Origin of the sequence: Roseovarius gaetbuli (assembly GCF_900172365.1) — a bacterium.
GTDB classification, from domain to species: Bacteria; Pseudomonadota; Alphaproteobacteria; order Rhodobacterales; family Rhodobacteraceae; genus Roseovarius; species Roseovarius gaetbuli.
In genome coordinates this window covers 59991-75187 of record NZ_FWFJ01000017.1, presented here as the reverse complement: position 1 = coordinate 75187, position 15197 = coordinate 59991, and the positions used below count along the sequence as shown (strand labels likewise).

Below are 15197 nucleotides of genomic sequence, written 5' to 3'. Positions count from 1 at the left end.
GATAGAAAACGCAGTGTTTGCCGGTGTCATATTGCATGATCGTACCCTCAGAAAAATGAGCCTCCGACCCGGCTGCGGCTCATTTTTCTGAGGGTACGATCATAAAGCGATTCTTTCACGCTGAAGCAGGTCCGACTGGAAGTCGGAGGGTTTGCTCCACGGCGTGGATACTCAACTCCAACAGTGCCACCGCCCTTGCGCTGCGGCTTCGCACCCCGCCCTTGCCTTCAGGCTCAAACCGGTCATGCTGCGCCCTACGCGAACCCGCAGCAGGAGCCAGACATGCCCGCCAAGCAAGACCCGATTGATCTCTACTTCTGGCCCACGCCGAATGGCTGGAAAGCCTCTATCGCGCTCGAGGAGATGGGCCTGCCTTATACCCTCCACCTGATTGACATCGGTGCCGGAGATCAGTTCACGCCAGAATTCCTTAAGCTTTCACCCAACAACCGCATGCCCGCGATCACCGATCCCGACGGGCCGGATGGCGCGCCGATAAGCCTGTTTGAATCTGGCGCCATCCTGCAATACCTCGCCCGCAAGACCGGTCAGTTCTATGGCGCGACAGAGCGTGACAGGATCGCGGTCGATCAATGGCTGATGTGGCAAATGGGCGGCGTTGGCCCGATGGCGGGTCAGGCGCATCACTTTCTCAAATACGCCCCGGCGATGGATCCGCCGCATGACCTGCCCTACGCCAAGGACCGCTATCGCAACGAGGTGGCGCGGCTTTACGGCGTGCTCGACCGGCAATTGGCCAGGACCGAATTTGCCGCCGGCGATTTCTTTTCGATTGCCGATATGGCGATCTGGCCCTGGGCCTCGCTCTGGGAAGGCCAGCAACAGACGCTGGAGGACAAGCCGCATCTGGCGCGGTGGCTCGACACCGTCGGGGCGCGCGATGGCGTGGTCCGCGGGCGCGCCCTTGCTGCCGAAAAACGTGGCAATATTCAGGATAGCCGCAGCGCGCAGAACGTCTTGTTCAAGCGCCCGTAACGGGGCGAATGGTGTCGTCGTCCGGAGAGTCGGGCGGCAAGACCATAAGCACCATGAACCAGTAGAACCCGTGCAGAAACAGCACGAAAATCGGCATAACGGTGATCCAGACCCCAAGCGATTCACTGCTGATCAGGATTTCATTGACCGCGATCACCATCGCCGCCACGAGCGCGTTGACCCGCAGCAGGCTGACGGTTTCATAGACCGCCTCGCCCTCTGCATTTGCCGGGGTGACGCGGGCCATCACTGCCCCCTCGCGGATCATGCCAAGCACCATGACCACCAAGAGGAACAGCGCAACTGCGGTGACCCCGCGTTGTGTGAACAGCGGGTTGTTCAGCCAAAGCTGCAATGCCGAGACCGCAAGAAGAATGAAAACCGGCCAACGCAACATGCCCGTGCGCCCCGCCGTCGTCTGATGAATGCTTTCGGCGGCCTGCGGCAGGTTGCGCCAGATTGCATAGGCCTGCGCGACCACGACCGACAGGACAAAGACCTGATCCTGCGGCACATGCATCCGGCCAAGCACGATCCAGAGGATCAGCATGATCACCACCGGCAACAGGTTCTGCGGCCGGATTGGCGGGATCGACAACATCGCGTTCAAGAGGCGGGAGGAGGTGCGTTTTATCATGCCTCAATCGGTACATGCCAAAAGCGGCAATTTATCGGCAAGGATGTGTGCTTTCCGCGAAACCTCGCGACGACACCCCGGATCACTGACGATCTGGCGGGCCGAACGGGTACATAAGGTAAAGCAACATGCATTCAAGCGCGTGTATCAAAATCCACCGGAACGCCGCAAAACCGATCCAGATCGACAAGTTGCCCTGCGCGATCAGGGCCTCGTTCACAGCGATCAGACCAAGGGTGACCATGACCTTGACCATGACGTAATGCCGCCGCTGGCCATCGGACCATTCGCCTTCATCTTTGGGGGAAAACCATCCATGACAGCGCGGTCCCCCGCCAGCTCGACCACCATCATAAAGCCGCGCAGAACCGGCCCGCCTGTCAGAATACGCTGACACAACAGCGGCTCGTTGAGCCACAGCAAAAGAGCCATGAGCGCAAGGTGAAAGCCCAGAATCCACATCATGAGTCCGGTCACATAGGCAGGGTTTTCCTTCTGGCCAAGCGGCGCCATGGCGGCGGGCATATTGCCCCACATCAACGCAGACAACACGATCACATTGGCCAGAACAAAGGCGCTTTGACCATGGGTGGACAAGACCGCGTCAAGCGGCACCAGCGTCACCCAGGCCCCAAGCAGCACCGCGCCAGGCCACACGGCCCGCAGCGGAACCGGCCAAATCACCATGACAAGCCCGTAAAGATGGATGAAAAACCGCAGAAACATGCGGCCATTCCTTCCGGTCAATCGGCCCGTTTTATGGGCGCAGGACGGCTATTTCGAGGAACTGTCCGCCTCGTCTTCTTCGGTGGAATGATCCCGAAACAGCCTGGTCTGGGTCATGAAAAACACGAAAATCGCCGCCGTCAGGCCGAAAGTCTTGAAATAAACCCAGGTTTCCTCGCTCTGCGTGCGCCAGATCAGCTCGTTCAGAACCGCCAAGCTCAGGAAAAAGAACATCAGGCGGCGCGTCAGGATCAGCCAGCCCTCGTTGGTCAGCGGCATCATCCCGTCCATCACATATTGCAGGTAAGAGCGCCCCTGCAAAAGGCCCCAGCCAAGAATGCCGCCAAACAGCACATAGATGATCGTCGGCTTCATCTTGAAGAAACTCGGGTCGTTGAACCAGACCGAGAGCCCACCAAAGACCACGATGATCACCGCCGTGACCGCCTGCATCTTGGACAAATGCCCGGTCAGGCGCCACAAAACCCCCATCGAGATCAGGAACACCGGGATAAACCCGGCCGTCACCACGACAAACCCTTCATATTCGGTGCCGCCGATGGTGAACGTGTGGCCCTTGAGCCAGAGATAGGCCACGAAAAAGGCGAGCACAGGCCCCATCTCAAGCGCGGTTTTTGCCCATGCGGGCGGTGTTTTGTCGGCCATCAGGATGTCACACACTCTGTTTCAGGTTCAGGGATGATCTTAGATTCAGCCCCCAAATTCAACTATGACCGCGCCGGTCGCGATCAAAGCCATCAGGGCAATACGTCGCGGCCCCACGGTCTCGCGCAGCACCAGCCAACCGATCAGGGCGGCAAATACCGTCGAGGTCTCGCGCAGCACCGCCGCCTCGCCCACCTTGTCGAGCCGCGTCGCCAGCATGATCGAGCCGAACGACATGAAGGCCACAAGCCCGCCCGCAACCCCGCGCACCATCAGCGGCCCAAGGGTTGGCGTCACGGCCATGTTGCGCCAACGCAGATAGGCAAGCACCGGCATGAACAGCCCGTCGAGAAAGAAAAACCACGCCAGAAAGGTGAAGGGATTGGCCGTGGCGCGAATGCCATAGGCGTCATAAGTGGTGTAAAGCGCCACGAAAAGCCCGGTCATCACCGCCAGCCCAAGCGCCAGCGGCATGGTATCGCGATTGAGCGTCAGCGTGCGCAGGTTATAGACCGCCAGCCCGTAAATCCCGGCCAGAAGCACCCCGATCCCAATCCACTGTGTGGCGGTAAAAACCTCGCCAAACAGGAAATACGCACCAATCACGGTGAACAGCGGCCCGGTGCCACGCACCACCGGATAGACCACCGTATAGGCGCCCTTGGTATAGGCCAGCCCCTGAAGCAGCTTGTAGAGGGTATGGATCACCAGCACCCAGCCGAAAATCGGCCACATATGCGGCTCGGGCCAGGGCACGACGAAAAGCGCGAAGGGCGCGGCCATGGCGAAATAGGAAAAATCTATCACACCGCGACTAAGCCAAGGGTCATGCCGCCCCTTTTGCAGCGCCCCGAAAATGGCATGTAAAAGCGCCGCCATGAGCGCCAGAGCCATCGCCAGCTGTCGCCCTGCCTCTGTTCCCTCTAGGGAAATAAGCCAGTCGCTCATGTTTGGCACACCTCGAGATGGGGGGCCAGCCCCCCAAACCGCAGGCAAAGTTGGGGGGCCAGCCCCCCAACCCCCCCGGGATATTTCTGGCAAGAAGAAACAGCAGCGCGGGTGGTCATTCGCGCTCGAGCCCGGTGAGGGCGGCGGCGAAATCTTCGGGATCAAACGGGGCAAGGTCGTCGATCTGTTCGCCCACACCGATGGCATGGATCGGCAGGCCGAATTTATCCGCCAGGGCCACGAGGACGCCGCCCCGCGCAGTGCCGTCAAGCTTGGTCATCACGAGGCCCGAGACATCGGCGAGCTTTTGGAAGATTTCCACCTGGCTCAGCGCGTTTTGCCCGGTCGTGGCGTCAAGCACCAGAAGGGTGTTATGCGGCGCGCTCGGGTCTTTCTTGCGAATGACGCGGACAATTTTCGACAGCTCTTCCATCAGGTCGGCGCGGTTTTGCAGCCGACCGGCCGTGTCGATCATCAAGAGGTCAGCGCCGTCGGCCTCAGCCTTGGTCATCGCATCAAACGCAAGGCTCGCCGGATCGGAGCCTTCGGGCGCGGTCAGCACCGGAACCCCGGCGCGATCGCCCCAGACCTGAAGCTGTTCGACTGCGGCGGCACGAAAGGTATCCCCAGCGGCGATCACAACGGATTTGCCCGCCGCCTTGAACTGGCTCGCGAGCTTGCCGATGGTCGTGGTCTTGCCAGAGCCATTGACCCCCACCACAAGCACCACCTGCGGGCGGTTGGGATAAAGCGGCATCGGGCGCGCAACCGGCTCCATGATGCGGGTGATCTCGGCGGCCAGCAATTGCTTGATTTCTTGCGAGGACAGGCGCTTGCCCATCCGCCCCTCGGCCATGTTGGCGGTCACGCGCAGGGCGGTATCGACGCCCATATCGGCGCTGATCAAAAGCTCTTCGAGCTGTTCGAGCATGTCGTCGTCAAGCGCACGGCGGGTGACGGCAGGCTTGTCGCCCCGCCCCAGAAGGCGCCCCAAAAGGCCCGGACGTGCCGCCGCGGGCGCGGGTTCGGGAATCTCCAGCGGTGTGGGCGGCGTGGTTGCCTCGCGGGGGGCTTGCGGCACTTCGGCAGGGCGCTCGACGGGGATTTCGACCGGCGGGGCCTGTGGCACCTCATCAGGGCGCGTCGGAAGTTCGCGCGGCGCCGACTCGGGATCGGATGGCGGCGGGACCGGGATGGGTGCCGGCTCTGGCTGCGGCTCTGGCTCTGGTCGAGGGTCAGGCTCGGGCGTAGGTTCAGGCGTGGTCGCCTCGGCGGGCTCTTCAACGCCACCGTCTTCGACAATCGCGTCCAAACCCTCTTCGAGTTTCGAAGAGGATTTGAACAGCCGTTCCTTGAGCTTCGAGAAAAACGCCATGCAGCCTCCGATCCGCGTGTTAAACCTCACCTAATGCGGAATGACGGGATATGGAAGCCTTGTAGCGCGATCAAACCTCGTCTGGGAAATGCTTCATGGTAAGGCGAATCGGGTTCGGCGCCGCCTGCCCCAGACCACAGATCGAAGCATCGGCCATCGCCGTGCACAGCTCTTCCAAAAGCGGCTGATCCCAGGTGTCGGCCTGCATCAACTTGACCGCCTTTTCACAGCCAACCCGGCAGGGCGTACACTGACCACAGCTTTCATCCTCGAAGAACCGCAGCATGTTGAGCGCGGCCTGTTTGGCGCTGTCGTGATCCGACAAAACCACAACCGCCGCCGATCCGATAAAGGTGCCATGCGGTTGCAGCGTGTCGAAATCAAGCGGCACGTCATGCATCGAGGCGGGCAACAGACCCGACGACGGGCCGCCCGGCTGATAGGCTTTGAAGGTGTGACCGTCGAGCATGCCACCGGCCGCCTCGATGATATCGGTGATGGTCGACCCGGCCGGCAAAAGATGCACGCCGGGGTTTTGCACGCGCCCCGATACCGAATAGGACCGCAGGCCCTTGCGGCCATTCTTTTCCACACCCGACAGGATCTCGCCACCCTCGCGCAACACGCGCGTCACCCAATAGAGGGTCTCGACGTTGTTCACGAGCGTCGGGCGATTGAAGATGCCGACCTGCGCCACGAAGGGCGGGCGATGGCGCGGCATGCCGCGTTTGCCTTCGATGGATTCGATCATCGCGGATTCTTCGCCGCAGATATAAGCGCCCGCGCCCCGACGCAGCTCGATATAGCCCGGCTCGACCTTAGAAGCGGCCTCCAGTGCCTTGATTTCACGCTTCAAAATCTCGATCACGGCGGGATATTCATCGCGCATGTAGATAAAGCAACGCTCGGCCTCGACCGCCCAAGCCGCGATCAGCATTCCTTCAAGGAAAACATGCGGATAGCGCTCTAAGTAAAAGCGATCTTTGAAGGTGCCCGGCTCGCCTTCGTCGCCATTGACGGCCAAATAGCGCGGGCCGGCCTCGGCGCGCACAAAGCCCCATTTGCGACCCGACGGGAAACCCGCGCCGCCAAGACCACGCAGGCCCGAGGCCAGCAGGGTCTCCTGCACGGTTTCAAAATCGCCACACTCGCGCAGCTCGGCCAGCTTGGCATAGCCACCGGATGAGGAGTAATCGGCAAAGTCTTGATATTGCGGGATATGTGCGTGGGTTTCCCCTGCTGCAATCGCCGCCTTTACCTTTTCAGGCGTGGCATGGTCGATATGGTGATGACCAAGCTCAAGCACCGGGGCCGTATCACAGCGCCCCATGCAGGGCGCGCGCAAAACCCGTACTTGCGACGCATCAAGCCCATCCTCAAGCGCCTGCTTCAAAGCCTGCGCGCCGGCGAGCTCGCAGGACAGCGAATCACACACCCGGATGGTCAGCGCGGGCGGCGGGGTCTCGCCCTCTTTCACCACATCGAAATGCGCGTAAAAGCTGGCGACCTCGTAAACCTCGGCCATGGAAATCCGAAGCTCTTCGGCAAGGGCGCGAAGGTGCGCCGCCGAGAGATGGCCGTATTCATCCTGGATAAGGTGCAGATATTCGATCAGCAGATCACGGCGATGCGGCCCCTCGCCCAGAAGCGCGCGCACCTCTGCCCAAGGCTGATCTTCCAGCTGCCGACCTTTGGGCGTGTGACGGCCCTTGCCCTTGCCCGATTTCCAGACGCCCTTGCGCTCATCCAGTGCCATGCGATTTCCCTCAGCTAAAGTTACGCCAAGGAATACGGCCTGGCCCGTGTGCCTGCGAGATCAAAAACGACATCCGCGCCCTCGGAAACGTTGAGGCGGCGCAAAAACATCGAAATTCCGATGAATTCCCGCTGTTTTCCCCGCCTTCGCCGCCGACCCGCCCTATGTCCGCCCCAGATGCCGGGCTATTGTGGCGGGAATGATGCAAGTTTCAACCGGGCCAAAAGCATGATCCTCTTTGCCATTGCCACCAGCGTGCCGATGATCCTGATCGGGCTTGCCGCCATATCGGGCGGTGCTTGGGGCTGGTTGGCGGTGGGATATGTCACGATTCTTGTGTTCGTCATTGACCGCCTGATTGTCCGGCCGCTTGAAAATGCCGACCCCGAGGCCGAATTTCCCGCCGCAACCCCGCTTTTGATCGGGCTGGGGCTTGGTCATTTCGCGCTATTGGCGCTCGCCCTCTGGGCGGTGGCCGGGCCGAGCGGGCTGCCCCTTGTCGAGAGGGCCTTGGTGGCGATTGCAAGCGCGCTGGTGATGGGGCAGATTTCGCATCCGGTGGCGCATGAGCTGATCCATCGCCCGGCGCGCGCGCTGCGGTGGATGGGGCGGCTGATCTATAGCTCGATCCTGTTTGGCCATCACGCAAGTGCGCACCTGCGGGTGCATCATGTGCATGTCGCCAGCCGCAGTGACCCCAGTAGCGCGCGCCTAGGAGAAGGGTTTTACCGTTATATTGCAAGGGCTTGGATCGGCTCTTTCCGCGCCGGGTTAGGTGCCGAAAGCCGACTGAGCATGGGGCGCGATCGGGGCATCTTGCGCCACCCCTATACGCTTTATCTGGGCGTTGCCGCGCTTATGCTGCTCGCGAGCGCCATGATCTTCGGGGCGCGGGGGGGTGCGGCGCTTGGGTTTATCGCCGGATACGCACAGTTGCAGATCCTGCTGTCGGATTATGTTCAACATTACGGGCTGCACCGTGCACTGCGCCCCGATGGGCGACCAGAGCCGGTTGGCCCGCAGCATTCCTGGAATGCACCACATTGGGCGTCGTCGGCGATGACCCTCAATGCGCCGCGCCACTCGGATCACCATGTCACCCCGGCGCGTACCTATCCGGCGCTGCAATTGCAGGCCGCGACCATGCCGATACTGCCCCATTCCCTTCCGGTGATGGCGGTGCTGGCGCTTGTGCCGCCCCTGTGGCGCCGAATCATGGACCCGCGCGCGGCGCGGTGGCGCGCCCAAGATACATCTGGCGAGACGGCCCGCGATCTGGCAATCTGAGCCAATGCGAGCCTTGATCTTCACCCTCACCCTGATCGGCCTTGGCGCCCCGGCGCAGAGCGAAATGAATGCCGCCGAATTTGATGCCTATACCCGTGGGCATACGTTTTATTACGGCGCCGGTGGCGAGCCTTATGGCGGTGAAGAATACCTAGAAAACCGGCGCGTCCGCTGGTCGTTTCTGGATGGCAAGTGCCAAGATGGGAATTGGTACGAAGAGGACGGCATGATCTGTTTCATCTATGAAAACCGACCCGAGCCGCAATGCTGGAGCTTTGAGCGTTCTGCCGGTGGGCTTGTGGCGCGCTTTGGCGGGCCGCGCGCCATGGCCGAGCTTTACGAGGTGGAAAAATCAGACGAACCGCTGCTTTGCCTAGGCCCGGAAATTGGCGTATAGAACGTTATATTTCAACCAAAACTGGACATTTACCCATATAATTCGCATCCAAACTTGCACATATCGAACATTTCACGACCATCCCCGCCTTGAGGTCAGGATGCCTCCGGCGGGAGTATTTTGGGAAAGATGAAAGTCGGAAATCAGAAAAGGCTGCCTTGATTGGGGGGCGGCTTTTTCGGCTTCATGGCCGGGCGCGCCGGGGGTGCGGCTGCGCTCTGGGATGAGAGCGGCAAACGACCGTCAGCGAATTCGATTTCAAGCGTGGCGGCCTCGGCGGCGGCCGCCTTGCGGGTCAGCACCGCGCCATCCCCGTCCCGCACAACCGCATAGCCGCGCTGGAGCGTGGCGGTATAACCAAGGGTTTCGCGCAGCCGATCCAGCGCCTCGATCTTGCTGCGCCAATTGGTCGTTTGGCGGGTGGCGGCATCGCCAAATCGGACCGTTAGCCGCGCAAGGTCGCGTTTTTTGAGGTCGATATCCCGCGACAGGGCGTGAATGTTGAGCCGCGCGGCGGTGCCCTCAAGGCGGCGGCGATCACTATCGACGGCACGGCGCAACAGGCCGGGGCGCAAGGCCCCCGAGGTCTCAGAGAGTTTCACGCGGCGGGTCTGGACCGAGCGGATAAGGGCCGCAGGCAGACGATCCGACCAGGTATCGAGCCGCTGGCGCGCCGTATCAAGCAGGGTGTCGGCGCGTGGCAGGGCGCGTGAGAGATCGCGAAGCCGCTGGCCACGGCTCGACAAACCCGAGGTCAGCGCGTGGGTCAACCGCGCATCCTGCGCGTCAAGCCAGGCCATCAGATCAAGGCGCACCGGCACCGCCAATTCGGCCGCGGCCGTGGGGGTGGGCGCGCGCTTGTCCGAGGCAAAGTCGATCAGCGTGGTATCGGTTTCATGGCCCACCGCCGAAATCAACGGAATGTCCGAGGCCGCCGCCGCGCGCACGACGATTTCCTCGTTGAAGCCCCAGAGATCCTCGACCGAGCCGCCGCCGCGCGCCACGATCAACAGGTCTGGCCTCGGCAAGGGCCCGCCGGGGGTAAAGGCGTTGAAACCCTGAATGGCGCGCGCCACCTCGGCGGCGCATTTCTCGCCCTGCACGGCAACTGGCCAGATCATTACCTTGCGGGGAAAGCGATCACGCAGACGGTGCAGGATATCGCGGATCACCGCCCCCGAGGGCGAGGTGATAACGCCAATGACTTCAGGCAGATAGGGGATGGTCTTCTTAAGCTCGGGCGCAAACAGACCCTCGCCCGCCAACTGCGCCTTGCGCTTTTCCAGCATCGCCATGAGCGCGCCCATGCCGGCCGGTTTGATATCCTCGATCACGATCTGATAGCGCGATTGACCTGGGAAAGTGGTGAGCCGTCCGGTGGCGACAACCTCCATCCCTTCTTCGGGCTGTACGGCAAGGCGGCTGGCCACGCCTTTCCAGATGATGCCGGCCAGAACCGCGCGGTCATCCTTGAGGTCGAGGTAAATATGGCCCGACCGCGGGCGCGAAATGCGGCCCAGCTCGCCACGCACCCGCACATGGGCGAATTCGCCCTCGATCATGCGTTTGATGGCCCCTGAAAGATCAGAGACCGAAAATTCGGGGGCGTTTTCGCCGGGGGTGGGGTCGTCGATCAGATCGGACATGCCTGCTGCCTTGTGTCTGGCTTTGCGTCACCTTAGAACGCGGGGCAAGCGAGGCCAAGCAGGAGTTATGCGCCATGAATATTCTGATCCTCGGGTCCGGTGGGCGCGAACACAGCATCGCCTGGGCGGTGATGCAGAACCCGAAATGCGACAAGCTTATCGTGGCGCCGGGCAATGCCGGGATCGCCGGGATCGCCGAATGCGCCAGTCTGGATATCCTTGATGGTGCGGCGGTGATCGGGTTTTGCGAGGCCGAAGCGATTGATTTCGTGATCATCGGCCCCGAGGCGCCCTTGGCCGCCGGTGTGGCGGATCGCCTCCGCGAGTCGGGGTTTCTGGTCTTTGGCCCCGGTGCGGAAGCGGCCAAGCTTGAGGCGAGCAAGAGCTTTACCAAGGCGATTTGCGATGCGGCAGGCGCGCCGACGGCTGGCTATGGCCATTTCACCGAGGCCGAGGCTGCCAAGGCCTATATCCGCACCCAAGGCGCGCCGATCGTGGTCAAGGCCGACGGCTTGGCGGCCGGCAAGGGCGTGATCGTGGCCGAAACCCTTGATCAGGCGCTAGAGGCTGTCGACGATATGTTTGGCGGCGAATTCGGCAGTGCCGGCGCCGAGGTGGTGGTTGAAGAGTTCATGGAAGGCGAAGAGGCGTCTTTCTTTGTGCTCTGTGACGGCGAAACCGCTCTGCCCGTGGGCACCGCGCAGGATCACAAGCGTGTCGGAGAAGGCGATACCGGCCCCAACACCGGCGGCATGGGCGCCTATTCCCCCGCCCCGGTGATGAGCGAGGCAGTGACGCAAAAGGCGCTTGATGAGATTGTGCGCCCGTGTCTTGCCGAAATGGCCCGGCGCAGCACGCCGTTTCAGGGGGTTTTGTTCGTGGGGCTGATGATCAAGGACGGTCAGCCGCGGCTTGTGGAATATAACGTGCGGTTTGGCGATCCTGAATGCCAGTGCCTTATGATGCGGCTTGGCGCGCAGGTGCTTGACCTGTTGCAGGCGGCAGCCGAGGGGCGCCTGTCAGAGATGTCGGTCAACTGGGCCGAGGATCATGCCCTGACGGTTGTGATGGCCGCCAATGGCTATCCCGGTGAATATGAAAAGGGCAGCGTGATCAAAGGCGTGGCGGATTGCCCCGAAGACAGTTTCCACATGGTCTTTCATGCCGGCACGGGCCGCGCCGAGGGGCAGTTCGTCGCCACCGGCGGGCGGGTTCTTGCGGCAACGGCGCGTGGGAACAGTTTGCAAGAGGCCCGCGACCGCGCCTATGCAATGGTGGACCAGATTGATTGGCCGCAAGGATTTTGTCGCCGCGATATCGGCTGGCGAGCGCTCTGAGTGTCTTGATGTCGAATGGCTTGCGCCATCCGACCGATGCGAGGGGCGCTGCCCCTCGCGCTCCCCGGAGTATTTTGTCCAAGAAGAAATCTAGGGGCAGGTGAGCGCCGCAGTGAGGCTTTGCGGTGACGTATAAGCCCCGATCTCGTGGGATTTGACCCTGCCGCCTTGAAAGGTCGTGGCCATGACGCGGGACCAATCGGCATTAGCCGTGATGAGTTCAGGAGTGTTGCCACAGGTGCGGATGCCCCCGGCAATGAAATCCCAGCCGATTTTGTGATTGCTCAGGCCCGCGTGATCCGCAACGGGCCGAAGGGTGCCGTCCTCATAGCGCCAAATGCGCAGGGTCTTGGCCAGATGGGGGCGATCAATATAGGCGATCTCGGTACGCCCGTCACCATCGAGGTCGGCCGCGCCAATCGGCGCAAGCCAGCGATGCGAGCGGCCGATGTGGGGTGTGGCTGTGATCCGGCCTTTGGGCCCGTAGATTGACATCCGCGCACCTTTGTCCAGGCTTGTTTCGACAACAATCACCTCGGGGGTGCCGTCGTGATCGAGATCGGCAAGGCGCGGTGCGATGTCTTCAAACACCAACGCCTGTGGAAGGGTTATGCGGTGCCTGGTGCCATCGGACAGCTCAAGCACAAGCGCGCCCCATTCCACCGCATCGCCAAGAACGCCATGCGCGTATCGCGTGGTGGGCTCGGCGTAGCGGGCGGCGGTGATCTCCTGTGCCAGGGCAGGCAAGCCCATGACACAAGAGACGAGCCAAACGGCAAGCCGCCCTCCCCGCCTCATATCAGATCTGTTTTTCAGGCATATTCACGACCAGACCATCAAGCGCATCGGTGACCTTCAACTGACAGGTCAGGCGTGAACGCTCCGGGTCTGCCTCATAGGCGAAGTCGAGCATGTCGTCTTCCATGTCTTCCTTGGCGGGCAGCTTATCCACCCAGGCCGGATCGACATAGACGTGACAGGTCGAGCATGCACAGGCCCCACCGCAATCGGCCTCAATGCCGGGGATGTTGTTGTCGCGCGCGCCTTCCATAACGGTCAGGCCGTTGGCGACCTCGACCACATGCTCGGTGCCGTTATGCTCGATATAGGTGATTTTGGCCATGGCTCGGCGTCTCCCTTGACTTAGCTTCGACTGTTTTCCTAGCCAAGCCATCTAGGGCAGGCCAGCCCCATTTGCGACCAAAGGTGAAAAGAGTTGCGACAAATCCCCCATGTTCTATATTTGTTCCATGTTGGATCGTACATCTGCCCCCGCCACGCGCCCCACATGGCCGCGCCCGCCCTCGGCACTTGTTGCCGCGCGCTTGAGCGAGCCACCGACCGGGGCACGGGTGACTGTGGCCGGGCTGGTGCTTGTGCGCCAACGCCCCGGCACCGCCAAGGGGGTGATTTTCCTTACGCTTGAGGATGAAACCGGGGTGGTGAATGTGGTCGTCTGGCGCAAAATCTACGAACGCTTCCGCCGTGCGGTGATTGCCGGACGGCTATTGCGCGTGACCGGGCGGATTGAGCGGCAATCCGGCGTGGTGCATCTGGTCGCGGAAGAGGTTGAGGATATCTCGGCCCTGCTGGATCGCCTGATGCTGCCCGAGAGCACACTTTCACAGGCGGTAAAAACCGGCTAACCTATTGGCAAAACAGCGCCAGACTGCTGCCTCAAGAGGCCCGAGCCGATGAACCGCCCACCCTTCGCCCTGCTGCCCCTGATGATGCTTGGCCTTGCCGCCTGCCAAACCGCCCTGCCCACCACGGGCGCGAGCGAGCCTGACTTGGTGACACGCATCGAAACGGCGCCCCCGGGTGCCGCGCCCGGCACCTGCTGGGGCAAACATGTAACCCCGGCGGTGATCGAAACCGTGACCGAACAAGTCATCCTGCAACCCGCCGAGATCACCAGCGATGGCCAGGTCCTCCAGCCCGCGCTCTACATAACGGAAACCCGCCAGGCGATCGTGAAAGAGCGCCGCGTCACATGGTTTGAAACCCCCTGCGCCGCCGATCAAACCCCCGATTTTGTGGCCTCCGTCCAGCGCGCCCTTGCCGCGCGCGATCTTTACCGTGGCCCGGTGAATAGCGAAATGGATGCCAGGACCCGCGCCGCCATTCGCCGCTTTCAGGCGCCCGAGGGGCTCGATTCAGGCATCCTCTCTCTGGCCGCCGCGCGCAAGCTGGGGCTGGTCTCGGTCAAATCCGACAGCTAAACCTGCCTGTTTCTTCTTACCCTAAATATCCCGGGGGAGACGCCCAACGGGCGGCGGGGGCAGCGCCCCCGAATCCCCCCAGCCTCACGCGACACCCTCGTCGACAAGGCGCTGCGCCAAAGCGCCATAGGCTTCTGCCATCACACCATCACCGCTGGCCACCGGCACACCGGCATCGCCCGCGAGCCGGGTCTCAAGGTCAATCGGCAGCGCCGCCAATAGCGGCAGGCCAAGGCGCTCGGCCTCGTCCCGCACGCCGCCATGGCCAAAGATATGCGCCTCATGGCCACAGTCCGGGCAATGAAAGACCGACATATTCTCGATCAGCCCGAGGACCGGCGTTTCAAGCGTCCGGAACATATCCAGTGCCTTGCGCGCATCCAAAAGCGCCACATCCTGCGGTGTGGACACGACGATGGCCCCGTCCGGGCGCGCCCGCTGGCACAGGGTCAACTGCACATCGCCCGTCCCCGGTGGCAGATCAACGATAAGCACGTCAAGCGTGCCCCATGTCACCTGTGTCATCATCTGTTGCAGCGCCCCCATAAGCATCGGGCCGCGCCACACCACCGCCGAGGCAGGATCAAGCATCAACCCGATCGACATCATGCTCACCCCATGCGCAACCAGCGGCGCCATGCTCTGGCCGTCCACGCTGACCGGGCGGGCGCTGACGCCCATCATGCGTGGCTGGCTTGGGCCATGGATATCACCATCCAACAGGCCGACGCGCCGCCCCTTGCGCGCAAGCGCCACGGCAAGATTCGAGGCGACAGTGGATTTGCCAACCCCGCCCTTGCCCGAGGCCACGGCCAGAATCGAGGCCACACCCTCGGGTCTGATCGAGCTGTTGCCGCCCTTGGGATGGCCGCCGACCTTGAGGCTCGGCGCGGCCGGGGCCGCATGGGCGGTCAGCGCAACGCTGGCATGGCTTACCCCCGGCAAGGTCAGCGCCGCGCGCTCGGCGGCGGCGCGCAGCGGCTCCATCATCCGCGCCATCTCGGGGCTTGGTGCCTCGATCACGAATCGCACCTCACTGCCGGTGATGGTGAGCGCACGCACCATGTCGCGCGATATAAGGGTGCCGCCATCCGGCAACTCAAGCAGCGCAAGCCGGGCTTCGATATCTGCGCGTGTTATCGACATGAACATTCCTTTTGCAACGACGCCTCAATAGGTGGCAGTTTCCATTCCAAGCGCAAGG

General features: G+C 62.2%; 17 protein-coding genes. 6 read left to right on the top strand and 11 right to left on the bottom strand.

Translation table 11 applies throughout. The features are described 5' to 3' along the window. Window positions 1-282 precede the first annotated feature (282 nt). Window positions 283-996, top strand: coding sequence for a glutathione S-transferase N-terminal domain-containing protein (locus ROG8370_RS10235; protein ID WP_085826981.1), 714 nt, complete (start codon window positions 283-285; stop codon window positions 994-996). On the opposite strand, the gene ROG8370_RS10230 is transcribed toward ROG8370_RS10235, so the two are convergent. The 7 genes from ROG8370_RS10230 to ROG8370_RS10205 all read right to left on the bottom strand — a co-directional run bounded on the left by ROG8370_RS10230 (window position 983) and on the right by ROG8370_RS10205 (window position 7104). Further along, window positions 983-1633, bottom strand: a complete 651-nt coding sequence (locus ROG8370_RS10230) for a hypothetical protein (protein ID WP_085826980.1) — start codon at window positions 1631-1633, stop codon at window positions 983-985. The genes ROG8370_RS10235 and ROG8370_RS10230 overlap by 14 nt on opposite strands. Before the next feature lie 82 nt (window positions 1634-1715). Further along, complete coding sequence (locus ROG8370_RS20555) at window positions 1716-1877, bottom strand: hypothetical protein (RefSeq protein WP_170925221.1); 162 nt, start codon at window positions 1875-1877, stop codon at window positions 1716-1718. Then, complete coding sequence (locus ROG8370_RS10225) at window positions 1859-2359, bottom strand: hypothetical protein (RefSeq protein WP_085826979.1); 501 nt, start codon at window positions 2357-2359, stop codon at window positions 1859-1861. Before ROG8370_RS10225 ends, ROG8370_RS20555 begins: the two co-directional genes overlap by 19 nt. 48 nt (window positions 2360-2407) lie before the next feature. Next, complete coding sequence (locus ROG8370_RS10220; RefSeq protein WP_085826978.1) at window positions 2408-3025, bottom strand: inner membrane-spanning protein YciB; 618 nt, start codon at window positions 3023-3025, stop codon at window positions 2408-2410. Between the two features lie 45 nt (window positions 3026-3070). After that, on the bottom strand, window positions 3071-3973 hold the full coding sequence (locus ROG8370_RS10215; RefSeq protein WP_085826977.1) for an EamA family transporter: 903 nt from the start codon (window positions 3971-3973) through the stop codon (window positions 3071-3073). A gap of 115 nt (window positions 3974-4088) precedes the next feature. After that, window positions 4089-5348: a signal recognition particle-docking protein FtsY gene (ftsY, locus tag ROG8370_RS10210; protein WP_085826976.1), complete on the bottom strand. Its 1260-nt coding sequence runs from the start codon at window positions 5346-5348 to the stop codon at window positions 4089-4091. A 70-nt stretch (window positions 5349-5418) separates the two neighbouring features. Next, complete coding sequence (locus ROG8370_RS10205; protein ID WP_085826975.1) at window positions 5419-7104, bottom strand: NAD(P)H-dependent oxidoreductase subunit E; 1686 nt, start codon at window positions 7102-7104, stop codon at window positions 5419-5421. A gap of 228 nt (window positions 7105-7332) precedes the next feature. On the opposite strand from ROG8370_RS10205, the gene ROG8370_RS10200 reads away from it, so the two are divergent. Both ROG8370_RS10200 and ROG8370_RS10195 read left to right on the top strand, forming a co-directional pair. Then, the gene (locus ROG8370_RS10200) at window positions 7333-8391 is read left to right on the top strand and encodes an alkane 1-monooxygenase (RefSeq protein ID WP_085826991.1); all 1059 of its coding nucleotides are present in this window, start codon (window positions 7333-7335) and stop codon (window positions 8389-8391) included. A 4-nt stretch (window positions 8392-8395) separates the two neighbouring features. After that, a complete protein-coding gene (locus ROG8370_RS10195) occupies window positions 8396-8788 on the top strand; it encodes a hypothetical protein (protein WP_085826974.1) in 393 nt (130 codons plus the stop codon). A 143-nt stretch (window positions 8789-8931) separates the two neighbouring features. Here ROG8370_RS10195 and xseA read toward each other — a convergent pair whose 3' ends face one another. Then, on the bottom strand, window positions 8932-10434 hold the full coding sequence (xseA, locus tag ROG8370_RS10190) for an exodeoxyribonuclease VII large subunit (RefSeq protein ID WP_085826973.1): 1503 nt from the start codon (window positions 10432-10434) through the stop codon (window positions 8932-8934). 74 nt (window positions 10435-10508) lie between these two features. Between xseA and purD the strand changes: the two genes are divergently transcribed. Further along, on the top strand, window positions 10509-11771 hold the full coding sequence (gene purD / locus ROG8370_RS10185) for a phosphoribosylamine--glycine ligase (protein ID WP_085826972.1): 1263 nt from the start codon (window positions 10509-10511) through the stop codon (window positions 11769-11771). Between the two features lie 90 nt (window positions 11772-11861). Here purD and ROG8370_RS10180 read toward each other — a convergent pair whose 3' ends face one another. Next, complete coding sequence (locus ROG8370_RS10180) at window positions 11862-12569, bottom strand: FG-GAP repeat domain-containing protein (protein WP_245827311.1); 708 nt, start codon at window positions 12567-12569, stop codon at window positions 11862-11864. Between the two features lies 1 nt (window position 12570). After that, window positions 12571-12894, bottom strand: coding sequence for a 2Fe-2S iron-sulfur cluster-binding protein (locus tag ROG8370_RS10175; RefSeq protein ID WP_085826970.1), 324 nt, complete (start codon window positions 12892-12894; stop codon window positions 12571-12573). A gap of 127 nt (window positions 12895-13021) precedes the next feature. On the opposite strand from ROG8370_RS10175, the gene ROG8370_RS10170 reads away from it, so the two are divergent. Both ROG8370_RS10170 and ROG8370_RS10165 read left to right on the top strand, forming a co-directional pair. Beyond that, window positions 13022-13417: an OB-fold nucleic acid binding domain-containing protein gene (locus ROG8370_RS10170; RefSeq protein ID WP_245827309.1), complete on the top strand. Its 396-nt coding sequence runs from the start codon at window positions 13022-13024 to the stop codon at window positions 13415-13417. A 48-nt stretch (window positions 13418-13465) separates the two neighbouring features. After that, complete coding sequence (locus tag ROG8370_RS10165) at window positions 13466-13993, top strand: peptidoglycan-binding domain-containing protein (RefSeq protein WP_085826968.1); 528 nt, start codon at window positions 13466-13468, stop codon at window positions 13991-13993. A gap of 84 nt (window positions 13994-14077) precedes the next feature. On the opposite strand, the gene ROG8370_RS10160 is transcribed toward ROG8370_RS10165, so the two are convergent. Continuing rightward, complete coding sequence (locus ROG8370_RS10160) at window positions 14078-15139, bottom strand: Mrp/NBP35 family ATP-binding protein (RefSeq protein ID WP_085826990.1); 1062 nt, start codon at window positions 15137-15139, stop codon at window positions 14078-14080. Between the last annotated feature and the right edge of the window lie 58 nt (window positions 15140-15197).